The following is a 23694-nucleotide window of genomic DNA, read 5'->3' as shown; positions in this document are numbered from 1 at the left end:
TGCCCCGTTAGGTTAAAGTTTGGTCGATTAATGCCCGGCTTCAAGTTTTTTCTTTTCGCGCGGTTGTTACATGCGACCTTGAAAATCCCGTTTGCCGCTCCCTTCATCATCGCGGCCCCTTCGGGTTGCGACAGGACCTGCGTGACCCGGGGGGTCAGAACTTGTCCTTGCGGGCGCGGATCTCGGTAAACACTTCGAGATCCGAGGCGTCCTCCATGCCGATGGCCTTCTTGACCTCGGGCTGGCCGGCGCGGAGGAACGGGTTTGTCTGGAGTTCCAATGAAAGCGGAACCTGCGCGGTGGGTTGCCCCTTTGCGCGGGCCGCGGTGATCATGTTTGCACGAGATATAAGCGCCGGGTTGTTCGGTTCAATGGTCTGCGCGAATGCCGCGTTGGAGGCGCTGTATTCATGCCCCGAACAGACGATCATCTGCGGGTTCAGCGCCGCAAGTGTCTGAAGGCTTTCCCACATCATGGCTGGAGTGCCCTCGAAGATTCGACCGCAGCCAAAGGCCATCAGGCTGTCGCCGGTAAAAATGCAGCCCGCTTCCGGGTAGTGGTAGGCGATGTGCCCCAGCGTGTGGCCCGGCACGGCGATCACCTCGCACAGCCCGTCTTCGGTGCCGCCGGTAAAGCCCGGGTCGAGGGCCATGTCGAGCGGTGGCAGCTTGTCCTTTTCAGCGGCGGGGCCCATGACCCTGCAGCCGTATTTCTCGCGCAGTTCGGCCACGCCCTCGGTGTGGTCGCCATGGTGATGCGTCAGCATGATGACATCGGGCGCCCAGCCGCGCTGTTCGAATACGGCAATCAGGGGTTTTGCTTCCGGGGCGTCGATCAATGCAATCCCGTCCGGGCCCTTGACGATATAGGCGTAATTGTCCTTCAGGCAGGGAACGGTGACGATCTCCAGGGGCATGGTCTTTCCTTCAATGCTTTGTAAGATGCGAAACGGATGAGGGCAGAGTGACTGATCGGAGCGATTGATACAATGCACCTGGATGTGCAGGCGTTGCGCGATTTCTATTACCGCAGTGCGCTGGGGCGCGCCGCGCAACGCATCGTGCGCGACGAGGTGTTGCGCGGCTGGTCGCCCGCTGACGTGCATGGGCAGACGGTGGTCGGCTACGGCTTTGCCGTGCCGCTCCTGCGCCCCTACCTGAAAGAGGCGCGCCGCGTCACGGCGCTGATGCCGGCGGCGCAGGGGGTGATGCCCTGGCCGCAGGGGATGCCCAACATATCCGTTCTCAGCGAGGAAACGCTCTGGCCGCTGGAAACCGGCCACGTCGACCGGCTGGTGGTCATGCACGGCCTGGAGACCACGCAGCGCGCCACCGACCTGCTGGACGAGTCCTATCGCGTGCTGGGGCCGGGGGGGCGGGCGCTGTTCATCGTGCCGAACCGGTCGGGACTCTGGGCGCAGGCGGACTGGACGCCCTTCGGCTATGGGCGGCCCTATTCCATGGGCCAGCTCGAGGCAGAGCTGAAGCGCCACGATTTCCTCCCGGAGCGCACCGTTTCACTGTTGTATCAGCCGCCCTCGGCGCGGCGCTTCTGGATGAAGACCGGCCCGATCTGGGAGAAGCTCGGCCGCTGGATTCCGATCACCGCCGGGGGCGTTCTGATGGTGGAGGCGGCCAAGCGTCATCCGCCGACGCGCGCCGGTCTGACCGAGCGCCGCGCGGTCGCGAATCCGTTGGGCGTGCTGGCGCCGAAACCGGGCAAGGTCGCCCCGACGGCCTGATCCAGTCCGGGGATTCGTCACGCAGGCCAGAGGTTTAAGCCAAGGCACGGGAGCAGGGCGGAGCTGTGGGCGTGATGACCCGGCAAAGCCCCTGCGGGCGACGGCGTCGGACCCCCAACGCGGGGACCCAGTGCCCTCCGCCGGGGGCCGCAGGGCCGGGAATCGTCGCGCAAACGTGAAAAAAGCGTGCTTTTCTTGCATGATCTTTGGGCGCAGATGGTCGCATTTCGGGCAACCTTATGAATTTGTTAAGTTTAGCGCTGGCGGGGAAAACACCCAAGCCTGTTGCGATGCGAGGGGGGCTCTGCTACATCCGCCGCGATTTACCTGCCTTGGCGAAAATCAGGGCGCTACAGAGCCTCCGGACGCCCCGCCAGTCGGCGGGCGCGTGACGGGGGCATAAAACCGGAAGGGTGGACGTGTCTGACAGCTCGATTTCCTCCGGCATCGCCGAACGGTATGCCACCGCCGTCTTCGAGATCGTGAAGGAGAACAACAATCTCCCCGCTCTCGAAGCGAACCTCAACGACCTGAGCGCAGCGCTGGATGACAGCGCCGACCTGCGCGAGCTGCTGGTGAACCCGGCCTACTCGCGCGAGGAACAGGCCGGCGCGATCCGCGCCGTGGCCGATGCCATGGGCCTGATCCCCGAGTTCAAGAACGCGCTCGGCCTCATGGCGACGAAGCGCCGCCTCTTCGTCGTGCCGCAGCTGGTGAAGCGCCTGAAGGCGCTGATCGCCGAGGCGAAGGGCGAAGTGACCGCCGAGGTGACCTCTGCCACCGCGCTCAGCGATGCGCAGCTGTCCAGCCTCTCGCAGACGCTGTCGAGCAACGTCGGCAAGGACGTGAAGATCAATACAACCGTCGATGAAAGCCTCATCGGTGGTCTCGTCGTCAAGGTTGGCTCGAAGATGATCGACACCTCGATCCGCTCGAAGCTCAACTCCCTCCAGAATGCAATGAAAGAGGTCGGATAAATGGGTATCCAAGCAGCAGAGATTTCTGCGATCCTGAAGGACCAGATCAAGAACTTCGGTCAGGACGCCGAAGTCGCCGAAGTCGGTCGCGTGCTGAGCGTTGGGGACGGTATTGCCCGTGTCCACGGCCTCGACAACATTCAGGCCGGCGAGATGGTCGAGTTCCCCGGCGGCATCATGGGCATGGCGCTGAACCTCGAAACCGACAACGTCGGTATCGTGATCTTCGGCTCCGACCGTGACATCAAGGAAGGCGACACCGTCAAGCGCACCAACGCCATCGTTGACGTGCCAGCCGGCCCCGAGCTGCTGGGCCGCGTCGTGGACGGCCTCGGCAACCCGCTGGACGGCAAGGGCCCGATCAACGCATCCGAGCGCCGCATCGCCGACGTGAAGGCGCCGGGCATCATCCCGCGTAAATCCGTGCACGAGCCGATGGCGACCGGCCTGAAGGCCGTCGACGCCATGATCCCGATCGGTCGTGGCCAGCGCGAGCTGATCATCGGCGACCGTCAGACCGGCAAGACCGCTGTGGCGCTCGACGCGATCCTGAACCAGAAGTCCTACAACGATGCCGCCGCGTCCGACGACCAGAAGCTGTACTGCATCTACGTCGCCATCGGCCAGAAGCGGTCAACCGTGGCACAGCTGGTGAAGAAGCTCGAGGAAACCGGCGCGATCGACTACTCGATCGTCGTTGCGGCAACCGCGTCCGACCCGGCGCCGATGCAGTTCCTGGCGCCCTACGCCGCGACCGCGATGGCCGAGTACTTCCGCGACAACGGCAAGCACGCGCTGATCGTTTACGATGACCTGTCCAAGCAGGCCGTGTCCTACCGCCAGATGTCCCTTCTGCTGCGCCGTCCGCCGGGCCGCGAAGCATACCCGGGCGACGTTTTCTACCTCCACTCGCGCCTGCTGGAGCGGTCCGCGAAGCTGAACGAAGACAACGGCGCCGGCTCGCTGACGGCTCTGCCGATCATCGAGACCCAGGGCGGCGACGTGTCGGCCTTCATCCCGACCAACGTGATCTCGATCACCGACGGCCAGATCTTCCTCGAAACCGAACTGTTCTACCAGGGCATCCGCCCGGCCGTGAACACCGGTCTGTCGGTTTCGCGTGTTGGCTCCTCGGCGCAGACCAACTCGATGAAGTCTGTCGCGGGCCCGATCAAGCTGTCGCTGGCTCAGTACCGTGAAATGGCTGCCTTCGCGCAGTTCGGTTCCGACCTCGATGCCGCGACCCAGCAGCTGCTGAACCGTGGCGCGCGTCTGACAGAACTGATGAAGCAGCCGCAGTATTCGCCGCTGACCAACGCCGAGATCGTCATCGTGATCTGCGCTGGCACCATGGGCTACCTCGACAAGGTCCCGGTTGCCGCTGTGGGCCGTTTCGAGAAGGGCCTGCTGCAGCACGTCCGTGGCAAGCACGCCGAGCTCCTGGAGTGGATCACCACCGAAGATCCCAAGATCAAGGGCGACGCAGAAGCAAAGATCCGGGCTGTTCTCGACGAATACGCAGCGGACTTCTCGTAAGAGGATCATCCGATGCCCAATCTCAAGGACCTCAAAAACAGGATCGCGTCGGTCAAATCGACCCGCAAGATCACCAAGGCCATGCAGATGGTCGCGGCAGCAAAACTGCGCCGCGCCCAGGATGCGGCCGAAGCGGCCCGCCCCTACGCGGAGCGCTTCAACGCGGTGATGGCGTCGCTGGCCGCCTCGGTCGGAACAAGTGACAGCGCTCCCCGCCTTTTGGCGGGGACCGGCAAGGACGACGTGCATCTGCTCGTGGTGATGACCGCGGAGCGGGGCCTGTGCGGCGGCTTCAACTCGAACATCGTCAAGCTGGCCAAGACCCGGATTGCGGCACTTCAGGGCGCGGGCAAGACCGTGAAGATCCTGACGGTCGGCAAGAAGGGCCGCGAGCAGCTGAAGCGCGATTACGCCTCCCTCTTCGTGGGGCATATCGACCTCTCCGAGGTCAAGCGCATCGGCTACGGCAACGCGCAGGACATCGCCCGCGATGTGCTGGGACGTTTCGACGCCGGCGAATTCGATGTGGCGACGATCTTCTTTGCGAAGTTCAACTCGGTCATCAGCCAGGACCCGACGGCCCTGCAGGTGATCCCGGCCTCTTACGGGGCCCCCGAGACGGACGAGGCAACCACGCTGTACGACTACGAGCCGGACGAGGAAACGATCCTTGCCGACCTGCTCCCCCGTGGGGTGGCGACGCAGATCTTTGCCGCGTTGCTCGAGAACGGCGCATCCGAGCAGGGTGCACGCATGTCGGCGATGGACAACGCCACGCGCAACGCGGGCGAGATGATCGACAAGCTGACCATCGAGTACAACCGTTCGCGTCAGGCCGTCATCACCAACGAGCTGATTGAAATCATTTCGGGCGCCGAGGCGCTCTGAGGAAGAACCCGGAGACAAACCAATGACAGCACAAGGCAAGATCACCCAGGTGATTGGCGCCGTGGTCGACGTCCAGTTCGACGGCCACCTGCCGGCAATTCTGAACGCGCTGAACACCGAGAACCAGGGCAAGACGCTGGTTCTGGAAGTGGCTCAGCACCTCGGCGAAAACACCGTCCGCACCATCGCGATGGACGCGACCGAAGGTCTGGTCCGCGGTCAGGAAGTGGCCGACACCGGCGCACCGATCTCCGTGCCCGTCGGTCCGGCCACCCTGGGCCGCATCCTGAACGTCGTGGGCGAGCCCGTGGACGAAGGCGCACCGCTCGAGGCGACCGAGTACCGCCCGATTCACGCGGCCGCGCCGGAGTTTTCCGAGCAGTCCACCGAATCCGAAGTCCTCGTGACCGGCATCAAGGTCATCGACCTGCTGGCGCCCTATTCCAAGGGTGGCAAGATCGGCCTGTTCGGCGGTGCCGGCGTCGGCAAGACGGTTCTGATCATGGAACTGATCAACAACATCGCAAAGGTGCACTCGGGCTACTCCGTGTTTGCCGGTGTTGGCGAGCGGACCCGTGAAGGCAACGACCTGTACCACGAGATGATCGAATCCAACGTCATCAAGCCCGACAACCTGGAAGAGTCCCAGGTGGCGCTTGTATACGGCCAGATGAACGAGCCTCCGGGTGCGCGTGCGCGTGTTGCCCTGACCGGCCTGACACTGGCGGAGCAGTTCCGCGACACCTCCGGGTCCGACGTTCTGTTCTTCGTGGACAACATCTTCCGCTTCACCCAGGCCGGTTCCGAGGTGTCCGCACTTCTCGGCCGTATCCCGTCCGCCGTGGGCTACCAGCCGACGCTGGCGACCGACATGGGCGCGATGCAGGAACGCATCACCTCGACGAAGAATGGCTCGATCACCTCGATCCAGGCCGTCTACGTTCCGGCCGACGACCTTACCGACCCGGCACCGGCAACGACCTTTGCCCACCTCGACGCGACCACGGTTCTCAACCGTGCGATCTCGGAACTGGGCATCTACCCGGCCGTTGACCCGCTCGACTCGTCCTCGCGTCTGATGGACCCGCAGATTGTCGGCGAAGAGCATTACCAGGTGGCGCGCGACGTGCAGGGTATCCTGCAGCGCTACAAGTCGCTCCAGGACATCATCGCCATCCTCGGGATGGACGAACTGTCCGAAGAGGACAAGCTGACCGTGGCCCGTGCCCGGAAGATCCAGCGCTTCCTGTCGCAGCCGTTCGACGTGGCGAAGGTCTTCACGGGTTCTGACGGTGTTCAGGTTCCGCTGGAGGACACGATCAAGTCGTTCAAGGCGGTTGTCGCCGGCGAATACGACCACCTGCCCGAAGGCGCCTTCTACATGGTCGGCGGCATCGATGAGGTGATCGCCAAGGCCGAGAAACTGGCCGCAGACGCCGCGTAATCAGGGCCGATCTCCCGCCCCGGTTCCCTCCCGACTACCAGGTGTTGCCCGAAAGGCAGGCTTGGCGGTCGGGAGGGGAATCGGGGCGGGGCGGTTCCTCCGATAGGAGAAGATCATGGCAGACACGATGCAATTCGACCTGGTGTCGCCGGAGCGCAAGCTCCTGTCGGCACAGGTCACCTCGGTGCAGATCCCCGGTGCGGATGGCGACATGACCGCCATGCCGAACCACGCGCCGACCATCACCACGCTGCGCCCCGGTATCCTGACGGTGGAAACCACCAAGGGCCCCGAGCAGTTCGTCGTGACCGGCGGTTTCGCCGAGATCGGCGAGACCATCTCCGTCCTGGCGGAGAAGGCACTGCCGAAGGCGGACGTGGATCAGAAGACCTACGAGGCGCTGGTCGCGGAGGCCCATGAGGCCTACCAGCAGACCAAGGCAGCCTTTGTGAACGAGCCCGGCCCGGTGGACGATGCGGCGAAGCTGCTGCAGGACATGGTGGCCGTGGGCACGCATATCGGGCTCGATCCGATGCAACCCTCGCTCTGAGCGGTACGACAGGTTTCGGAAGAACCCCGCCCACTGGGCGGGGTTTTTCTTTGTCGGTCCGCGCCGGTCGGTCCGCCCCGGTCGGCCCGGACGACCGGGCCGGTCGCAGGAGCGGGTAAAATTTCAGAGTGATTCCGGGCGCGTTTGCCGCTATAGCACTGAAAAAGCGAAAGAGAGGACATGCGCAAGTTCAGTGGCGCGACGCTGGGGATCGAGCAGGGCGACGAGGAGGTCTTCTCCGACTTTGAGGATGGTGGCGAGATGTGGACCGGCAGCGGCACGCGGGAGCGGCGCAAGGCTGTGGTCTTCGCTGAACCCTTCAAATCCCGCCCCGTGGTTCAGGTGGGGGTGTCACTTTGGGACATGGATCAAAGCGCCAACCTCCGCGCGGACATTGGCGCCGATAAGGTCACGGAGTGGGGGTTCGAGCTGGTGTTCCGGACGTGGGCCGACAGCCGGGTTGCCCGTGCGCGGATGAACTGGATGGCGATCGGAGAGGTGAAGTCCGAGGACGACTGGGATCTGCGTTGATCCTCGCCTGACAGCTTTGGCGCAGCAGAAAGGGGCCCGTGGGCCCCTTTGGTGTTCTTCCGGATCGGGCGTGTTCCCGACAGGCGTCAGAGAATGCCTTCGTAGATCGGGCCAAGCGTTTCGGTCTCGAACAGCGACGACACGGAAGTACCGTTCCAGATGTTCAGGATCGACTGCGCGAACATCGGCGCGGTGGGCAGGATGCGGATGTTGGGCGCGCTCGAAACGGCTTCGGTGGGCTGGATGGAATCGGTCAGCACCAGCGTCTTCAGGACGGACTTGGTGATACGCTCCACCGCCGGGCCGGACATGACGCCGTGGCTGATATAGGCGTGCACCTCGGTCGCGCCATGGCCCATGATGACCTCCGCCGCCTTGCACAGCGTGCCCGCCGTATCGCACATGTCATCGACGATGATGCATTTCTTGCCGGTAACGTCGCCGATCACGGTCATCTCAGCGATTTCACCCGGCTTCTCGCGGCGCTTGTCGACGATGGCGAGCGGGGCGTTGATCCGTTTGGCAAGTTCCCGCGCACGGGCCACGCCGCCCACGTCCGGCGAGATCACCAGAACGTCGGAGAGATCGCCGAACTGCCGTTCGATATCCAGCGCGAAAATCGGCGAGGCGTAGAGGTTGTCCACGGGAATGTCGAAGAAGCCCTGGATCTGCGCCGCGTGCAGGTCCAGCGTCAGGATCCGCTCGATGCCCGCCGTGACCATCATGTTGGCCACCAGCTTGGCGCTGATCGGGGTGCGCGCCTTGGTGCGGCGATCCTGACGGGCATAGCCGAAGTAGGGGATCACGGCGGTGATGCGCGAGGCCGACGACCGACGCAGCGCATCGGCCATGATCAGCAGCTCCATCAGGTTGTCGTTCGCCGGGTTGGAGGTCGGCTGGATGATGAACATGTCCTCACCGCGGACGTTTTCGTAGACCTCGACAAAGATCTCCTGGTCGTTGAACCGCTCCACGCGGGCATCCACGAGCCCCACGGACATGCCGCGATACAGCGACATGCGGCGGGCAATGGCCTGGGCGAGGGGGCGGTTGGCATTGCCGGCGATCAGTTTGGGTTCGACGACGGTGGGCATGGGCAGCTCCGTGGCAAGGGTCCGACAGGGGGGATGACGGATTCGTGACGTGTTGCGCCCCCGTTAACACGGGCCTAGGGTGCTCTGCCAGCTATGGAAGGGGAGGCGCGGCATATGGCGCGGGTCGATTACTATCTCTCGGTGATTTCACCGTACTGCTACTTCACCGGAACGCGCGTGGCGGAGGTCTGCGCGGCGCATGGGGCCGAACTGGTCTACAAGCCGCTCGACATCGCGGCGCTGTTCCAACGCACAGGCGGCGTGGCGCTGAAGGACCGCCACCCGGCGCGGCAGGCCTACCGCCTGCAGGAGCTGGAGCGGACCTCGAAGAAGACCGGGCTGCCCTATCATGCCAAGCCGATGTTCTTTCCCGCCAACGCGGCCCCCGCGTCCTATGCCCTGATCGCCGCGCAGGAGGCGCATCGCAAGGATGGCACCGGCGATCTTGCCAGGCTATCCTTCTCGCTGCTTCGGGCCTGCTGGGCGGAACAGAAGGACATCGCCGACGATGCAGTGATCGGGGAATGCCTCGAGGCAGCAGGCTTTGACCGCGGGCTGACCTTTACCGGGATGCTCTCGGGGGCGGAGACCTACGCCCGCAACCTGGAGCAGGCGGTGGAGGCGAGTGTCTTTGGCGCGCCCTTCTGGGTGTGCGACGCCGATGAAGCCGGACCGCAGATGTTCTGGGGCCGCGACCGGCTGGACGACCTCGACGCGTATCTCGGCGGCAGGCTGTGACGGTACAGCAGGCGGAGTCAGGCTTGCACGTCAGGCGGCTAGGCGATGGCGGTACACCCGCGCTTGCCCTGCACTGCGGGCTGGGGCAGTCAGGCATGTGGCGGGCGCTGGCAGGGCACCTGCCGGATCTGGCGATCACCGCGCCGGATCTGCCGGGACATGGCCGCAGCGCGCCCTTCCCGAAAGGGCAGGACGTACATGACGCGGCCACGAACGCGCTGCGCCCGCTTTTCGACCGCCCCATGCACCTGATCGGCCACAGCTTTGGCGCGACGCTTGCCCTGCGGCTGGCGCTGGAAGCGCCGGACCGCGCGCTATCGCTGACGCTGATCGAGCCGGTCTTTTTCGCCGCCGCGCCCGATGGCGCGGTGAAACGGGCGCACAGGGCCACCGAGGCGGAATTTTTCGCGATTTACGAAACGGGTGCCCCCCCTGCCGCCGCGCAGGAGTTCAACCGCATTTGGGGCGGCGGCGTGCCGTGGACCAGCTTCGATCCCAAGGTTCAGGAAGCCATGGCGGCGCAGATGCCTTTCGTCGTGGCGACAGAGCCGAGCCTCTGGGGCGACCGGGCAGGCATGCTTCGTCCGGGCGGGCCGGAGGGCCTGCGATGCCCCGTCCGGCTGATCCGGGGTGCGGAGACGGTCCCGATCATCGCAGAGGTGCACAGGGGCCTGATGTCCCGCCTCCCGCAGGCCGTCGAAACGGTTATCCCGGATGCGGGGCACATGGTTCTGATCAGCCACGCACCACAGGTCGCTGCTGCGTGCCAGCCGGTCCTCGAGGATGCGTCTGCTTCTTATCGGTAGAAATACTCCGGAGGGGTGAGGGGAGGCAGCGCCTCCCCGCCTCTGGAGGCACCGCAAGTGCGCGCGGTGCTGCATCAACAGCGCGAAGGCCTCATGTCTTCTTGCCCACCTTCGGTTCGGTGCCCGCATGCAAGCGGACAATGTTCTCCCGGTGGCGAAAAAGCACGATGAAGGTCAGCAGCAGCGCGGTGATCGTCAGGTCCGTGCGGCCGAAAACCAGCGTCCATGGCGCCACGGAGGCGACAGCGGCGATCGCACCCACCGAAGATATTTTTGAAAGGTAGAAAGCGGCGAGCCACGTGGCGCAGCACAGAAGGCCGATCGGCCATGCCAGTGCCAGCATCGTGCCGAGGAAGGTGGCCACGCCCTTGCCACCCCTGAACTTCAGCCAGATGGGGAAGCAGTGCCCGGCCATGGCGGCAAGTCCGGCCAGCTGCGCCGCGCTATCGTCTCCGGTGAACCAGCGCGCCAGCAGTACGGCAACCGCGCCCTTGCCACCATCCAGCAGAAGGGTCGCCAGGGCGGCCGTCTTGTTGCCGGTGCGCAGTACGTTGGTGGCGCCGATATTGCCGGACCCGATGGTCCGCAAATCGCCAAGGTTCAGCGCCCGTGTTACCAGCACGCCAAAGGGGATGGAGCCCGCGAGGTAGCCAAGGATGGTCCAGAGAAGGTGGGTCATGCTCAGGCCTCGTAGACGCGTTGACCGGCAACCCAGGTGCCCAGCACCTTGCCTTGAAGGCGGGCGCCGTCAAAAGGGGTGTTCTTGGACTTCGAGCGCAGCTTGAAACGGTCGATGACCACCGGTTTGTCCGGGTCAAAGAGCACGAGATCGGCAGGCGCACCCGCTGCCAGCCGCCCGCAGGCCAGACCGAGGCGTTTGGCGGGGTTCAGCGAGAGCGCGCGGAACAGGCAGGGCAGGGAGAGCTCCTCCGCGTGGGTCAGGCGCAGGAGCACCGGCAGCATGGTTTCAAGCCCCACGGCACCGGCGGCGGCCTCCTCGAAGGGGAGGCGTTTGCTTTCCTCGTCCTGTGGCGTGTGGAAGGAGCCGATGATGTCAATGAGGCCCGAACGGACGGCCTCTACCAGCGCCTTGCGGTCTTCCTCGGACCGCAGCGGCGGCTTTACCTTGAAGAAGGTACGATAGTCCGCGAGGTCCATTTCGTTCAGCGTCAGGTGGTGCATGGAGGTGCCCGCCGTGACATCAAAACCATTGGCCTTGGCGCGTTCCAGTGCGGGCAGGGCGCGGGCGGCGGTGATCTGGTCGGCGTGGTATCGGGCGCCCGTCATTTCGACCAGCGCGATGTCGCGGTCGAGGCCCATGCGCTCCGCCATGGGAGAAACGGCGGGCAGGCCGCGCAGGGAGGCGAATTTTCCGGAGGTGGCCACGGCCCCGGCGGACAGGCCCGGATCCTGCGGGTGACCGATGACCAGCGCGCCCAGGCTGCGGGCATAGGTCATGGCACGGGAGAGGACCTTTGTATCGGTCACCACATGGTCGCCGTCGGTGAAGGCCACGGCGCCCGCATCCATGAGGAAGCCGATTTCGGTCATCTCCCGCCCCTCGCGGCCCTTTGTCAGGGCGGCCATGGGCAGCACATTGACGCGGGCCTCGTCGGCGGCGCGGCGGCGGATGAAATCGAGCGTCTCGGGTGTATCGATTGCGGGGTTGGTATCGGGGCGGGTGACCATGGTGGTGACACCGCCTGCCGCCGCTGCCTGCCCGGCAGTGCCGTAGGATTCCTTGTGGCGTTCGCCGGGTTCGCCCACCTTCACGCCGATATCGACAATGCCGGGGGCAAGGCATTTGCCGCCGCAATCGACGATCCGGACGCTGTCGGAGTTGGCAGCTGTCAGTGCAAGTTTTGATAATTCAGCGGCTTGCGTCAAGATTTCCCTGATTTTGCCGTGTTCGACGAGGATCGCGCCGGAGGTGACGGTATCGCCTTCGGGGTCGATCAGGCGGGCATTGGTGAAAAGAGTGGAGGTCATGGCGATCCGGTCCGGGGCGGTTTTACCCATCCTCTAAGCCATATCACCGGGCGGGGGAACCCGCAGGTGAGGCAGCGGCGGCGCGCGAGATGCGTGCCACAGGGGGAGCGCACGTGACGCGCGCCGGTTGGGCGCGGCACGTTGGGCGGTTTTGGTGAAGGAGCGGGCGCTGCCCCTGGCCCGCAAGGGCCAGGGGCAGCTGTTCGGGATGCGCTGCGGGCGGCGTTCTCAGAGTACCAGAGCCAGCACCGCACCTGCCACCGCCACCAGCGCGATGATGGCTATGAGGATCGGTTTTGACAGGTTGCCCATGGCGGAGGGAGGGCCGCCTGCGCCCTGGCCCGCGGCGCTGCGGGCACGAAGGTTGGCGGAGCGGCTCTTGCCGGTCGCGGCGGACCAACCGCCAATGTAAGAGAGTGGCGTGTTGACGTTCAGCTGCTGGGAGGTGTTTTCGAATGCCTGCGGCGGCAGGACGACCACGTGACCTTGCAGGGCATCCACACGGGCCTTGTCCGCTGCCAGCGCCTTCGGCGGCAGGTCGTAGGCCTCTGCGAGGTATTGCGAAAGTGTCATCGCGCCGAGGTCACGCAGGTCGATCGTCTCGACAAAGGCGGGAGAAAGTTTCGCGGCGCCCAGCCCGTATTTCAGAGGCCATTCCCCGGTGCCCGCCATGGCGGTGAAGCGTTCGATGGCACGCGGCGGCAGATCGAGGTGGAGCAGATGCACCGTGGAGGTATCGGAGCCGTTGATCTGGACCTGGGTCATGGGGCCTCTCGGAGGGTGAATGATCTGCTGGAATATGCGGCGAATGCGGCGGGGGGATCAGGCGCTCAGGGTCTTGGGGTTGGCGCGCAGGTTGCGCGCGAGCAGGTCCATCGCGGCCATGCGCACGGCAACACCCATTTCCACCTGATCCTGAATGACGGACCGGTTGATGTCGTCGGCGATGGTGCCGTCGATCTCCACCCCCCGGTTCATCGGGCCGGGGTGCATGACGATGGCGTCGTCCTTTGCATGGGACAGTTTGTCGGCGTCGAGACCGTAGCGATGGTAATACTCGCGCTCGGACGGAATGAAGCCGCCGTCCATCCGCTCCTTCTGCAGGCGCAGCATCATGACCACATCGGCATCGCGCAGGCCTTCGCGCATGTCGTCGTAAACCTCGGCGCCGAAATCGTCGATCCCGGCGGGCATCAGCGTGGCGGGGCCGACGAGGCGGATGCGGTTTTCCATCTTGTGCAGCAGCAGCAGGTTGGAGCGCGCCACGCGGCTGTGGGCCACGTCGCCGCAGATGGCAATCGTGAGCCGGTGCAGGCGGCCCTTGGCGCGGCGGATGGTCAGCGCATCCAGCAGCGCCTGAGTGGGGTGTTCGTGCCGCCCGTCGCCCGCGTTGATGACGGCGCAGTTGACCTTCTGCGCCAGCAGGTCGACGGCGCCCGACTGCGGGTGGCGCACCACCAGAAGGTCGGGGTGCATGGCGTTCAGCGTCAGCGCGGTGTCGATCAGGGTTTCGCCCTTCTTGATGGAGGACGCCTGCATTGCCATGTTCATCACGTCCGCCCCAAGGCGTTTTCCCGCCAGTTCGAAGGACGCCTGCGTGCGGGTGGAGTTTTCGAAGAACATGTTGATCTGGGTGAGGCCCGCCAGCGACTGCGCGTGCTTGTCACGGGACCGGCCAAGCGCCACGTAACGGTCCGCGAGGTCGAGAATCGTGGTGATCTCTTCGGGCCGCAGGGGTTCGATCCCCAGCAGGTGGCGTTGGTCGAAGCGCATGGGTCGGTCCTCGTGTGATGACGCAATGTGTTTATTGGCGCCGGGGCGGCGGGGCAAGTGCGGGGTGGCGGCGGGCGGAAGATGAGTATTTGCATCACGGAGAAGCAGGGGTGATTTTCCTTTGCCCGACGGCAGCGTAGGATGGTTTCCATGGAATCGGCACTGGACTGGCACGCGGCGCGGGCGGCACTGGAATGGCAGATCGAGATGGGCGTCTTCGAGGTGATCTCGGAGGGGCCTGTGGATCGCTTTGCGCTGGAGGTCGAGGCGAAGGCCGCACGGGAATCGCGTCGGCGCGGTACGGGCGCGGCGGCGTCGGTGCCTGTGGCGCGGGAGCCGGAGATCGATCCGGTGGCCGAGGCGGAGGCCGTGGCACGGGCGGCAGGTACGCTGGACAGTCTGCAGGCGGCGCTGTCGGCGTTTGACCACTGCGAGTTGAAGCGCGGCGCGCGCAACCTCGTGTTTTCCGACGGGGTGCCGGGGTCGCGGGTGATGATCGTGGGCGAGGCGCCGGGGCGGGACGAGGATCAGCAGGGCAAGCCCTTTGTCGGGCGTGCGGGGCAGTTGCTGGACCGGATGCTGGCGGCGATCGGGCTGAGCCGGGCGGAGTCGGTCTACATCACCAACGTCATGCCGTGGCGGCCGCCGCAGAACCGCGACCCCTCGGCGGAGGAAATCGCCATGATGCTGCCGTTCCTGCGGCGCCACGTCGAACTGGCCGCGCCGGAGGTGCTGGTGGTGATGGGCAATATCTCCTGTCAGACGATGCTGGGAAAGCGCGGGATCACCCGGCTGCGCGGCCGCTGGACAGAGGCGTTGGGGAAGCCTGCGCTGCCCATGTTCCACCCGGCATACCTGTTGCGCACGCCCATCGCCAAGCGTGAGGCCTGGGCGGACCTTCTGGACCTTCAAGCGAAACTCACCGGAGGGAAGGCGAAATGATTGTCGATCCCGTGATGCTGCTGGCATTCCTGCCGGCGGGGCTTGCGCTGAACATCACCCCTGGCCCGGACATGCTGTTCTGCATGGCGCAGGGACTGCGGGGCGGACCGCGCTGCGGATGGGCGGCCTCGGCGGGCGTGGCCTCGAGCGGGATGCTGCACGTCGCGGTGGCGGGGTTGGGGCTGGGCGCACTGGTGGCGGCGCTGCCCGGCGCCTTTGACGTGATCCGCTGGGCGGGGGCGGCCTACCTCGCCTTCATCGCGTGGAAGACCTTTCGCACACCGCTCGCCGGGGTCGACGCACCGCCGCTGTCGCCTGTGCGCGCTGCAAGGCAGGGATTTGTCGTCAACCTGACGAACCCGAAGTTCATCCTCTTCGTTCTGGCCTTCGTGCCGCAATTCGTGAACCCGGAGGGGCCGGTGCTGGCGCAGTTCCTGATCCTCGGCGCGATGATGAGCGCGGGCGGGCTTGTGGTAAACGGTCTTGTTGGGCAGTTCGCGGGGCGGCTGCGGCGGCATCTGCAAGGCGGCACGCGGACGGAGCGGGGGCTGCGCTACGCCTGCGGCACGCTGTTCGGCGGGCTGGCGCTGCGGCTGGCGGCGTGAGGCCCGGGCGGGATCGCATACGGCTGACGGCGCTGCTGGTCGGGTTGGGTTCGTTTTGCTGGGGACCGGTCTGCTGGGGCATGGAGGCGGAGGCGCAGACGGTCGACTACGCTGCGGTCTTTGCCGAGCATGAGCCGGAGATCGTGCCGGGGGGCGAAATCGACGGGCGGGCTGTGGACCTGCTGGCGGTGCCGCCGGGGATCGAGCTGCGGCGCCTGATCGGCCCCAACGGGGAGGTGACCTATACCGGCATCGACGCCACCGGCGACGGCGCGGTGGGCTGTCTTTTCGACCTTTATTTCGAACTGGTCGCCATGGGGCGCAGCTGCCCCTGGACCCCGCCAAAGGCCGAGGCCGCCATGCTGGAGACACGCCTGCGGCGGATCACCCGTTTCGTGCTGGCAAATGGCGTGCCGGAGCGCGATCCGGCCGACGCCGAAGAGTGGCTCGAGGCGCGGTTGGCCCGATGGCAGGAGGATATTGCACCGAGGGCCTGCGGCGCGCCGGACGCGGGGCTGCAGGGCTTTGCCGGAGCGCTGGCCTCGGAGGCCTTCGCACCCGTGCTTGACAAGGCGCTCGCCGTGCCGAGATTGCCGGTGTCGCAACCCTGCCTTTGAAAGGAACCGCAAGCCATGTCCCGTATCGACGAGAGCAAGGAATTTATCCCGGTCCGAATCGCGGTGCTGACGGTGAGCGATACGCGCGGGCTGGCCGAAGACCGATCCGGTGACACGCTGGTGCAGCGTCTGACGGAAGCGGGCCATCATCTGGCGGATCGCAAGATCGTGAAGGACGAACGCGCGGAGATCTCGGTGCAATTGCGGACGTGGATCGCTGACCCGGAGGTGGATGTGGTGATCTCGACCGGCGGTACCGGGCTGACGGGGCGCGATGTGACGGTGGAGGCGCATCGCGACGTCTACGAAAAGGAAATCGACGCATTCGGCACGGTCTTTACCATGGTTTCCTTCCAGAAGATCGGCACCAGTGCCGTGCAGAGCCGCGCCACCGGGGGCGTGGCGGGCGGCACCTACCTGTTCGCACTGCCCGGCAGCACTGGGGCCTGCAAGGATGCCTGGGACGAAATCCTGAAGTGGCAGCTGGATTACCGCCACCGCCCCTGCAATTTCGTCGAAATATTTCCGCGTCTGGACGAACACCAGCGACGGAAGTGATCCGCTGCGGCGTATCACTGCGTAGATCAATTGCCGGGCCAAGGCATTGCCGGTAAAATTCGGGCGTGCTCGGTGCGCCGATGGAGTGAGTGCATGCGGTTTCTTCGCAAGAGCCTGACGGGGCTCTTCCTGTTTGCCTTGACGCTCGGGCTGCTGGCCTGGGCGGGTCTGATGGTGCGCGACGCAGTTCAGGCAAGAATGAACGAAGAACCGCGCCGTCGCCCCGCCCAGGAGCGCGTCTTCAGCGTCAACACCGTCACGGTGGAAACGGGCAGCGTGGTGCCGATCCTGTCGGTTTTCGGCGAAGTGCAGAGCAGCCGGACGCTGGAACTGCGCGCGGCGTCTTCGGGCGCGCTGATCGACCTCGCACCGGAGTTCGTGGAGGGCGGCCGGGTGACGGACAGCCAGCTTCTGGCGCGCATCGACCCGGTGGAGGCGCAGGCCGCGCTGGACCGCGCTGAAAGCGACCTCATGGACGCGCAGGCGGAGGGCCGCGAGGCCGGCCGCGCGATCGGCATCGCCCGCGACGAACTGGTGGCGGCGGAGGATCAGGTGCGCCTGCGCGAGCAAGCCCTGCAGCGGGCAAAGGACCTGCTGGTGCGGCGTGTGGGGTCTGAGGCGACGGTGGAGACGGCGGAACTGGCGTTGTCCTCGGCGCGGCAGGCGGTGCTGAACCAGCGGCAGGCGGTGGCCACGGCCGAGGCGCGCATCGATCAGGCAAAGACTGCGCAGCGCCGTGCAGAAATCGCCCGCGACGAGGCCGCGCGACGGCTGGCCGATACGGAGATCCGCGCCGCCTTCTCCGGCACTCTGACAGGCGTTTCGGTGGTGGCGGGGCGGCTGGTGTCGCAGAACGAACAACTGGCGCAGCTGGTGGACCCGGACGCGCTCGAGGTGGCGTTCCGGGTTTCTACCTCGCAGTACGCGCGACTTATCGGGCCGGAGGGGCTGCGACCCGCGAAGGTGGCGGTGAAGATGGATGGCTACGGCACGGCTTTGCAGGCCACGGGGCAGCTTTCGAGGGAAAGCGCGTCGGTCGGCGAAGGGCAGACCGGGCGGCTGCTGTTTGCCACGCTGGGCGCGGCCCACGGTTTCAAGCCCGGCGATTTTGTCACGGTGGAGATCGAGGAGCCCGCGCTGGACCGTGTGGCACGACTGCCGGCCACGGCGCTAGGGGCGGACAACACGGTGCTGGCGCTTGACGAGGACCAACGGCTGGAGGTCGTCGCGGTCACGCTGGAGCGGCGGCAGGGCGACACGGTGCTGGTGCGCGCGCCGGGTCTCAGAGGGCGGGAGGTGGTTGCGGAGCGCACGCCGCTGCTGGGCGCGGGGATCAAGGTGGCGCCTATCCGGGCAGAGGGCGCCAAAGCCCGCGGTCAGGAGCCCGCGCCGGATATGGTCGCGCTCTCCGAGGAGCGCCGGGCAAGGTTGGTCGCCTTCGTCGAGGGCAACAATCGGATGCCGCCAGAGGCCAAGACCCGCGTTCTGGCGCAGCTGCAGCAGGACATGGTCCCCGCCGAGGTGGTGGCCCGGATCGAACAGCGGATGGGCGGCTGAGGTCGTAACCGGGGGAGAAGCGCATGGCGCGGGACGTAACGAAGGTCGGCGGATTACTGTCCTACTTCACCCGGCACCCCACGGTGTCGAACCTGATCTTCGTGATCCTGCTGGCGGCGGGCCTGCTGGCGGTGCCGAACATGCGGGCGCAGTTCTTTCCGGACGTGATCGTGGACGATCTGTCGGTTTCGGTCAGTTGGGACGGGGCGGGCGCGGAGGACGTGGACGCCGCTATCGTGCAGGTTCTGGAACCGGCGCTTCTGGCGGTCGAGGGGGTGGAAAGCTCCGAGAGCAGCTCGCGCGAGGGGCGGGCCTCCATCGACCTGACGTTCGAGCCGGGCTGGGACATGGGCCGCGCCGCCGATGAGGTGCAGCAAGCGGTCGATTCGGCATCCGGCCTTCCAGAAGAGGCGGACGCGCCTTCGGTCCGGCGGGGCGGTTGGCGCGATCGGGTGACGGATGTGGTCATCACCGGGCCGGTGGGCGTCGACCAGCTGGCGCGCTTTGCCGATGAATTCGTGGCGCGACTGTTCGCCGACGGCGTGACGCGCACCACGATCCAGGGCATTGCCGCGCCACGGGTGGTGGTGGAGGTTCCGACGGCCACGCTGATCGAGCACGACGTGACCATGGCGGAGATCGCTGCGGCCATTGCGGCAGAGGTCGACGCCGACCCGGCGGGCGAGGTCGACGGCGCCGGGGCGCGGGTCCGGACGGGTGTCGAGAAACGAAGCGCCGAGGACATCGCGGAAATCAGCCTGCGGGCGCGGGCTGACGGGACGAAGCTGACGGTGGGCGATGTGGCCCGCGTCCGGGAGGAGGGGGTCGACCGCGAACGCGGTTACTTCGTCGGGCCCAACGCGGCGATCAGCGTGCGGGTGGACCGGTCCGACAAGGGCGACGCCATCGCCATCCAGAAGCAGGTGGAGGAGGTCGCCGCCGACTATCAGGCCTCGCTCCCCGAGGGCGTGACCATCGACCTGATCCGCACCCGGTCAGAGGCGATCACCGGGCGGCTCAACCTGCTGACGGACAATGCACTTATGGGGCTGGTGCTGGTCGTGGGGCTGCTGTTCCTGTTCCTGAACACGAAGACCGCTTTCTGGGTGGCGGCGGGCATCCCGACCTCGCTTCTGGCGGCCATCGCGCTGATGTACGTGGGCGGGTTGACGATCAACATGATCTCGCTGTTTGCGTTGATCATCACGCTGGGCATCGTGGTGGATGACGCCATCGTGGTAGGCGAACACGCGGATTCGCTGGCACGACGGGGCCTCGGGCCCTTCGAGGCGGCGGAACGGTCGGCGCAGCGCATGGCATTGCCGGTGTTCTCCGCCACGCTGACCACCGTCATCGCCTTCTTCGGACTGACCGCGATCAGCGGCCGGTTCGGCGACATGATCGCGGATATCCCCTTTACCGTCATCACGGTGCTGATTGCCTCGCTGGTGGAGTGCTTCTTCATCCTGCCAAGCCATATGGCGCATGCACTGAAGCCGCGCGGGGCGGCGGGGTTCCGTGCATGGCGCGCAGGGCTGGGTCTGATCGGGGAGGCACTGGTGGGGATGCTGGCGGTCGTGCTGGCGGTGCTGGCTCTGTTGTCACTGCCGGGCGCACTGAACGGCACGTGGGCCACTTTCGGGGACAGCCCGGCGTGGGTCGCGGGCCTGCACGACCGGGCCATCGAAGCGCGTGGCTGGTTGCTGGGACTTGGCTGGCAGGGTGCGTTGGGGCTGGCGGTCGCCGTGGTGGGCGCGTTGCTGCTGCGCCTGCGGGGCATGGCGCCGGAGCGCCGCACGGCGGAACTGACGGCACTGTCGGACATGGGGATCGATTCGGCCTCGCGCACGGTGAACCGGGGCTTCCGTGCGCTGCGCGAGGGGCTGTTCCGCCCCGTCATGGCGCTGGTCATCCGGGCGCGTTACGTGGTGTTGGCGGCGGCGGTTCTGGCGCTGGCCTCGGTTGCGGTGCTTTTCATCGACGGCGCGGTGCAGTGGCGGTTCTTCAATTCGCCGGAGCGCGGCTCTGTCACCGGCAACTTCGCCATGGCACCGGGGGCAAAGCGCGCCGACACGCTGGAGCAGACGCGCCTTCTGCAGCAGACCACCGACGAGCTTGGCCGCGAATACGAAGACCGTTACGGCCTTAACCCGCTGGCCTATGTCATGGCAGAGATCGGCGGCAATTCCGGGCGCGGACTGGCGGGGGCGGATACCAAGGACGCAGACCAGCTTGGCGGTATCTCCATCGAGCTGATAGAGGCGGACCTGAGGCCCTATTCCTCCTTCGCCTTCGTGGGCGAATTGCAGGACAGGGTGAAAAAGCATCCTCTGGTGGAGGAGATCTCCTTTCGTGGCTGGCGGTCGGGGCCGGGGGGCGACGCGCTCGACGTGCAGTTCTACGGTGCCGATGCGGGGACGCTGAAGGCCGCCGCCGAGGATCTGAAGGCCGCCGTGGCGCAGTTCCCGGAGGTGTCGGCCGTGGAGGACAACCTCAGCTACGACAAGGCGGAACTGATCCTCGAGCTGACGCCGCAGGGGCAGGCGCTGGGTTTTGACATCGACGGGCTGGGGCGCGTGCTGCGCAACCGGCTGGGCGGGATCGAGGCAGCGAGCTATCCCGTCGGCGCGCGCTCCGCCACGATCCGGGTGGAACTGCCGCCCGGAGAGCTGACGGCGGATTTCCTTGAGCGGATGATGTTGCGCACGCCGGGCGGGGAATACGTCGCACTGGCCGATATCGTGCGGGTGGAGACGCGCTCGGGATTCTCCACGGTGCGGCGGGAGAACGGCATCCGCCTGATTTCCGTGACCGGCGATATTTCGGAGGACGATCCGGCGCGCGCGACGGAGATCATGACCGCGCTGGAGCAGGCGATCCTGCCGCGCATTGCCAACACCCGGCAGGTGGACTGGCGCATGTCGGGCCTGAGCGAGCAGGAGGACCGGTTCCTCGACGATGCGAAGCTGGGACTGATGATGGTGCTGCTGGGGATCTACCTCGTGCTGTCGTGGGTTTTTGCCAGCTGGACGCGACCGCTGGTTGTCATGGCGATCATTCCCTTCGGTCTGGTCGGTGCCATCTTTGGCCACTGGCTGTGGGAAATCCCGGCGAGCATGTTCACCGTGGTCGGATTGCTTGGCATGACCGGGATCATCATCAACGATTCCATCGTGCTGGTAACGCAGATCGACGAGTACGGGCGCGACCGGGGGCTGATCCCGGCCATCATCGACGGCGCGGCGGACCGGCTGCGGGCAGTGTTTCTCACTACGGCGACGACGGTTCTGGGATTGGCTCCGCTGCTCTATGAACGCTCTGCGGACGCGCAATTCCTGAAGCCCACGGTGGTGACGCTGGTCTACGGTCTCGGCTTTGGCATGGTTCTGGTGCTTCTGGTGGTGCCCTCTCTGGTGGCGGTGCAGCACGATGTGGGACAGGCATGGGGCGCGCTGAAGAAGGGCTGGCGATTCCGCACCGCGCCGGTGCGCGCCATGCTGGTTGGCGGCACGCTGGCGGCTGTTGGCTGGCTGGCGGTGACGCTGGGCTGGGTGGCGGTCGCAGGCAGGCTGCCGGCCGCGCTGGGCGGCGGCGAAGAAGCGGCTGCGCTGGGGCTGTTCCTTGCGGGGGCGCTGGTGCTTGTGCTGGTGCTCTACGCCGTGGCGGCGGTTTCGGTGGCCTTGGGCAGGCGCGCCGGGCATTCCCGCGCGCCGCGGTAGGTGCGGTAGGTCGCGCCTAGTCGCAGCCGCGAATTTCCACCGGGATGCGCCCGCCGAGGACGGTGAGCGTCATGGCAGAGCGGTCGAGCGCGAAGGCGGGATTTGCCATGTGGCGGATGCGGGTCTTTGCCACCAGCTGGCCGTTCCGTACCGAGGTTTCCGGGTCCGCAACCCACAGTTCGGGATCGCGGAATTCGATCACCGTTTCCTCCTGTCCCGTGGCGCCAGGAAGATCAATCGCAACGCTGAGGCCGAGGCCGCGCTGCGCCGGTCCGATCTCGCAGTCGACCGAGGTCACGCCGGCGTCCTCCGCCCCATAGGGCAGGTCCGCCATTGCCGCGGCGATGCGGGGGTCGGGCTTTGCACCGCTGGCGGGCAGGGTGGCCGAAACCTCCAGCCGCTGCGGCAGGCAGACGTCCTTGCAGATGCCGATGTCGATCACGCCGTGCAATTCCGCATCGCGGTGGCCGTCGCGCAGTCTAAGGCGCAGCGGCAGGGTCACCTCGTGTTTGTAACCCACAGAGCGCATCCCCGATTGCCAGAACACGTCCGGGCTGGGCCAACTGACAAAAACGCCCTCGAGGTTGCCGGAGGCGCGCCAGTCGAAGCTGGGCGGGATGCCCGCATCGCCTGGCGTGCGCCAGTAGGTTTTCCAGCCGTCGGCCAGTTCAAGCCGCAGCGCGGCCATGTGATCGCCGTTGGGCAACCGCCAGCCGGGCAGGAGCGACGCGCGCACCATACCGTCGTAATCGCCCGCCTGAGCAAGCGAGGGGAGGGTCAGGAGCAAAGAGGCAAGCAGCGTTTTCATGGCACCAGAGATGGGCCGGAAGTGCGTGAAATGGAAGTCACCTTGCGGTGAAACATCGTGTGACGGGTTGTCCGGAGTTGCGCAGGGGCCACGTTCTTGCACATGCGCCGGGGCTGGCGCATGGTGAGAGGAACGAGGTGAGGCATTCATGGCAGAACAGGCTAGCGCAGAGGGTGGCAAGAAGACAGAGACCCTGACGGGCAAGCTGACAGGCAAGCTGCTGATCGCCATGCCGGGCATGGGCGATCCGCGATTCGAGTGGGGCGTGGTGTTCCTGTGCGACCACTCGGACGAGGGTGCCATGGGACTGATCATCAACAAGCCTGCTCCGGAGATCGATATCGGCGTCTTGCTGAGCCAGCTGGACATCGACAACCCGGCACGCCTGGAAGGGCAGCGGGTGCGGTTCGGCGGTCCGGTGGAAATGGGGCGCGGTTTCGTTTTGCACGGGCCGGACTATGCCTCCGTGGTGACGACGTTGGACGTGACCGACGACCTGCACATGACGGCGACGCTCGATATCCTGGAGGACCTCGGGCAGGGCAAGGGTCCGGCGCGCTGGCTGATGATGCTGGGCTATGCGGGCTGGGGGCCAGGGCAGCTGGAGGCCGAGATCGCGGAGAACGCCTGGCTGGTGTGCGAGGCCTCGCCGGCGCTGATCTTTGACGTGGCCGACGGGGACAAATGGGAAGCGGCGCTGGCCAGCATGGGGGTCAGCCCGATGATGTTGTCGAGCGAGGGCGGCCGGGCCTGACCGGCCGTCCGCCCCTGCGTCATCACGCGCTGCCCGCCCTCGGATGGCCTGCGCCCCCGCTGGCTCG

Annotated in this window: 23 protein-coding genes; 16 read left to right on the top strand and 7 right to left on the bottom strand. The window is 66.2% G+C overall.

The annotated features are described in order from the left end of the window. Positions 1-154: 154 nt before the first annotated feature. Positions 155-916 carry a hydroxyacylglutathione hydrolase gene (gloB, locus tag J5474_RS09180; protein WP_209360605.1) on the bottom strand — a complete coding sequence of 254 codons (762 nt, stop codon included), beginning with the start codon at positions 914-916 and terminating at the stop codon, positions 155-157. Between the two features lie 72 nt (positions 917-988). Between gloB and J5474_RS09175 the strand changes: the two genes are divergently transcribed. The 7 genes from J5474_RS09175 to J5474_RS09145 all read left to right on the top strand — a co-directional run bounded on the left by J5474_RS09175 (position 989) and on the right by J5474_RS09145 (position 7667). Next, complete coding sequence (locus J5474_RS09175) at positions 989-1741, top strand: methyltransferase domain-containing protein (RefSeq protein WP_209360604.1); 753 nt, start codon at positions 989-991, stop codon at positions 1739-1741. A gap of 413 nt (positions 1742-2154) precedes the next feature. After that, positions 2155-2718 carry a F0F1 ATP synthase subunit delta gene (locus tag J5474_RS09170; RefSeq protein WP_209360603.1) on the top strand — a complete coding sequence of 188 codons (564 nt, stop codon included), beginning with the start codon at positions 2155-2157 and terminating at the stop codon, positions 2716-2718. Next, positions 2719-4254: a F0F1 ATP synthase subunit alpha gene (gene atpA, locus J5474_RS09165; protein WP_209360602.1), complete on the top strand. Its 1536-nt coding sequence runs from the start codon at positions 2719-2721 to the stop codon at positions 4252-4254. It begins immediately after the preceding gene. A 12-nt stretch (positions 4255-4266) separates the two neighbouring features. Beyond that, positions 4267-5142 (top strand): F0F1 ATP synthase subunit gamma, encoded by an 876-nt coding sequence (locus J5474_RS09160; protein WP_209360601.1) that lies wholly within the window; start codon positions 4267-4269, stop codon positions 5140-5142. A gap of 22 nt (positions 5143-5164) precedes the next feature. Then, entirely contained in the window at positions 5165-6586 is a 1422-nt protein-coding gene (gene atpD / locus J5474_RS09155; protein ID WP_209360600.1) for a F0F1 ATP synthase subunit beta, read from the top strand. 115 nt (positions 6587-6701) lie between these two features. Continuing rightward, a complete protein-coding gene (locus tag J5474_RS09150; protein WP_209360599.1) occupies positions 6702-7136 on the top strand; it encodes a F0F1 ATP synthase subunit epsilon in 435 nt (144 codons plus the stop codon). A 180-nt stretch (positions 7137-7316) separates the two neighbouring features. Further along, positions 7317-7667, top strand: a complete 351-nt coding sequence (locus J5474_RS09145; protein ID WP_209360598.1) for an H-type lectin domain-containing protein — start codon at positions 7317-7319, stop codon at positions 7665-7667. An 86-nt stretch (positions 7668-7753) separates the two neighbouring features. Here the strand turns inward: J5474_RS09145 and J5474_RS09140 are convergent, their stop codons facing one another. After that, positions 7754-8761, bottom strand: coding sequence for a ribose-phosphate pyrophosphokinase (locus tag J5474_RS09140; RefSeq protein WP_209360597.1), 1008 nt, complete (start codon positions 8759-8761; stop codon positions 7754-7756). A 114-nt stretch (positions 8762-8875) separates the two neighbouring features. Here J5474_RS09140 and J5474_RS09135 point away from each other — a divergent pair, with 114 nt between their 5' ends. Together J5474_RS09135 and J5474_RS09130 are read left to right on the top strand one after the other, a co-directional pair. Then, the gene (locus tag J5474_RS09135; protein WP_209360596.1) at positions 8876-9499 is read left to right on the top strand and encodes a 2-hydroxychromene-2-carboxylate isomerase; all 624 of its coding nucleotides are present in this window, start codon (positions 8876-8878) and stop codon (positions 9497-9499) included. Between the two features lie 23 nt (positions 9500-9522). Then, positions 9523-10305 carry an alpha/beta fold hydrolase gene (locus J5474_RS09130; protein ID WP_209360595.1) on the top strand — a complete coding sequence of 261 codons (783 nt, stop codon included), beginning with the start codon at positions 9523-9525 and terminating at the stop codon, positions 10303-10305. A 91-nt stretch (positions 10306-10396) separates the two neighbouring features. Here J5474_RS09130 and plsY read toward each other — a convergent pair whose 3' ends face one another. From plsY to J5474_RS09110, 4 genes are all read right to left on the bottom strand, one after another. Continuing rightward, positions 10397-10984 carry a glycerol-3-phosphate 1-O-acyltransferase PlsY gene (gene plsY / locus J5474_RS09125; protein WP_209360594.1) on the bottom strand — a complete coding sequence of 196 codons (588 nt, stop codon included), beginning with the start codon at positions 10982-10984 and terminating at the stop codon, positions 10397-10399. A gap of 2 nt (positions 10985-10986) precedes the next feature. Next, positions 10987-12294 (bottom strand): dihydroorotase, encoded by a 1308-nt coding sequence (gene pyrC / locus J5474_RS09120; protein ID WP_209360593.1) that lies wholly within the window; start codon positions 12292-12294, stop codon positions 10987-10989. A gap of 228 nt (positions 12295-12522) precedes the next feature. Beyond that, positions 12523-13059 (bottom strand): aspartate carbamoyltransferase catalytic subunit, encoded by a 537-nt coding sequence (locus J5474_RS09115; protein ID WP_209360592.1) that lies wholly within the window; start codon positions 13057-13059, stop codon positions 12523-12525. Positions 13060-13116: 57 nt separating this feature from the next. After that, on the bottom strand, positions 13117-14067 hold the full coding sequence (locus J5474_RS09110) for an aspartate carbamoyltransferase catalytic subunit (protein WP_209360591.1): 951 nt from the start codon (positions 14065-14067) through the stop codon (positions 13117-13119). A gap of 150 nt (positions 14068-14217) precedes the next feature. Here J5474_RS09110 and J5474_RS09105 point away from each other — a divergent pair, with 150 nt between their 5' ends. From J5474_RS09105 to J5474_RS09080, 6 genes are all read left to right on the top strand, one after another. After that, positions 14218-15009, top strand: a complete 792-nt coding sequence (locus J5474_RS09105; RefSeq protein WP_209360590.1) for a uracil-DNA glycosylase — start codon at positions 14218-14220, stop codon at positions 15007-15009. Beyond that, positions 15009-15614 carry a LysE family translocator gene (locus tag J5474_RS09100; RefSeq protein WP_209360731.1) on the top strand — a complete coding sequence of 202 codons (606 nt, stop codon included), beginning with the start codon at positions 15009-15011 and terminating at the stop codon, positions 15612-15614. The genes J5474_RS09105 and J5474_RS09100 overlap by 1 nt, the downstream gene beginning before the upstream one ends. Then, positions 15611-16231, top strand: coding sequence for a hypothetical protein (locus tag J5474_RS09095; RefSeq protein WP_209360589.1), 621 nt, complete (start codon positions 15611-15613; stop codon positions 16229-16231). Before J5474_RS09100 ends, J5474_RS09095 begins: the two co-directional genes overlap by 4 nt. A gap of 15 nt (positions 16232-16246) precedes the next feature. Further along, a complete protein-coding gene (gene moaB / locus J5474_RS09090; RefSeq protein WP_209360588.1) occupies positions 16247-16789 on the top strand; it encodes a molybdenum cofactor biosynthesis protein B in 543 nt (180 codons plus the stop codon). Between the two features lie 93 nt (positions 16790-16882). Next, positions 16883-18346 (top strand): efflux RND transporter periplasmic adaptor subunit, encoded by a 1464-nt coding sequence (locus J5474_RS09085; RefSeq protein WP_209360587.1) that lies wholly within the window; start codon positions 16883-16885, stop codon positions 18344-18346. 23 nt (positions 18347-18369) lie between these two features. Beyond that, positions 18370-22065 carry an efflux RND transporter permease subunit gene (locus J5474_RS09080; RefSeq protein ID WP_209360586.1) on the top strand — a complete coding sequence of 1232 codons (3696 nt, stop codon included), beginning with the start codon at positions 18370-18372 and terminating at the stop codon, positions 22063-22065. Between the two features lie 16 nt (positions 22066-22081). Here the strand turns inward: J5474_RS09080 and J5474_RS09075 are convergent, their stop codons facing one another. Continuing rightward, on the bottom strand, positions 22082-22873 hold the full coding sequence (locus tag J5474_RS09075) for a protein-disulfide reductase DsbD domain-containing protein (RefSeq protein WP_209360585.1): 792 nt from the start codon (positions 22871-22873) through the stop codon (positions 22082-22084). Between the two features lie 148 nt (positions 22874-23021). Between J5474_RS09075 and J5474_RS09070 the strand changes: the two genes are divergently transcribed. After that, positions 23022-23627, top strand: coding sequence for a YqgE/AlgH family protein (locus tag J5474_RS09070; protein WP_209360584.1), 606 nt, complete (start codon positions 23022-23024; stop codon positions 23625-23627). Positions 23628-23694 lie beyond the last annotated feature (67 nt).

Source organism: Sagittula salina, assembly GCF_017813235.1.
Lineage (GTDB): Bacteria > Pseudomonadota > Alphaproteobacteria > Rhodobacterales > Rhodobacteraceae > Sagittula > Sagittula salina.
This window is presented reverse-complemented; position numbering and strand designations above follow the sequence as displayed.

Coding starts and splice junctions, on each gene's coding strand:
- gloB (WP_209360605.1), bottom strand. CDS start 916: ATGCCCCTGGAGATCGTCACCGTTCCCTGCCTGAAGGACAATTACGCC.
- J5474_RS09175 (WP_209360604.1), top strand. CDS start 989: ATGCACCTGGATGTGCAGGCGTTGCGCGATTTCTATTACCGCAGTGCG.
- atpA (WP_209360602.1), top strand. CDS start 2,719: ATGGGTATCCAAGCAGCAGAGATTTCTGCGATCCTGAAGGACCAGATC.
- J5474_RS09160 (WP_209360601.1), top strand. CDS start 4,267: ATGCCCAATCTCAAGGACCTCAAAAACAGGATCGCGTCGGTCAAATCG.
- atpD (WP_209360600.1), top strand. CDS start 5,165: ATGACAGCACAAGGCAAGATCACCCAGGTGATTGGCGCCGTGGTCGAC.
- J5474_RS09150 (WP_209360599.1), top strand. CDS start 6,702: ATGGCAGACACGATGCAATTCGACCTGGTGTCGCCGGAGCGCAAGCTC.
- J5474_RS09145 (WP_209360598.1), top strand. CDS start 7,317: ATGCGCAAGTTCAGTGGCGCGACGCTGGGGATCGAGCAGGGCGACGAG.
- J5474_RS09140 (WP_209360597.1), bottom strand. CDS start 8,761: ATGCCCACCGTCGTCGAACCCAAACTGATCGCCGGCAATGCCAACCGC.
- J5474_RS09135 (WP_209360596.1), top strand. CDS start 8,876: ATGGCGCGGGTCGATTACTATCTCTCGGTGATTTCACCGTACTGCTAC.
- plsY (WP_209360594.1), bottom strand. CDS start 10,984: ATGACCCACCTTCTCTGGACCATCCTTGGCTACCTCGCGGGCTCCATC.
- pyrC (WP_209360593.1), bottom strand. CDS start 12,294: ATGACCTCCACTCTTTTCACCAATGCCCGCCTGATCGACCCCGAAGGC.
- J5474_RS09115 (WP_209360592.1), bottom strand. CDS start 13,059: ATGACCCAGGTCCAGATCAACGGCTCCGATACCTCCACGGTGCATCTG.
- J5474_RS09110 (WP_209360591.1), bottom strand. CDS start 14,067: ATGCGCTTCGACCAACGCCACCTGCTGGGGATCGAACCCCTGCGGCCC.
- J5474_RS09105 (WP_209360590.1), top strand. CDS start 14,218: ATGGAATCGGCACTGGACTGGCACGCGGCGCGGGCGGCACTGGAATGG.
- moaB (WP_209360588.1), top strand. CDS start 16,247: ATGTCCCGTATCGACGAGAGCAAGGAATTTATCCCGGTCCGAATCGCG.
- J5474_RS09085 (WP_209360587.1), top strand. CDS start 16,883: ATGCGGTTTCTTCGCAAGAGCCTGACGGGGCTCTTCCTGTTTGCCTTG.
- J5474_RS09080 (WP_209360586.1), top strand. CDS start 18,370: ATGGCGCGGGACGTAACGAAGGTCGGCGGATTACTGTCCTACTTCACC.
- J5474_RS09075 (WP_209360585.1), bottom strand. CDS start 22,873: ATGAAAACGCTGCTTGCCTCTTTGCTCCTGACCCTCCCCTCGCTTGCT.
- J5474_RS09070 (WP_209360584.1), top strand. CDS start 23,022: ATGGCAGAACAGGCTAGCGCAGAGGGTGGCAAGAAGACAGAGACCCTG.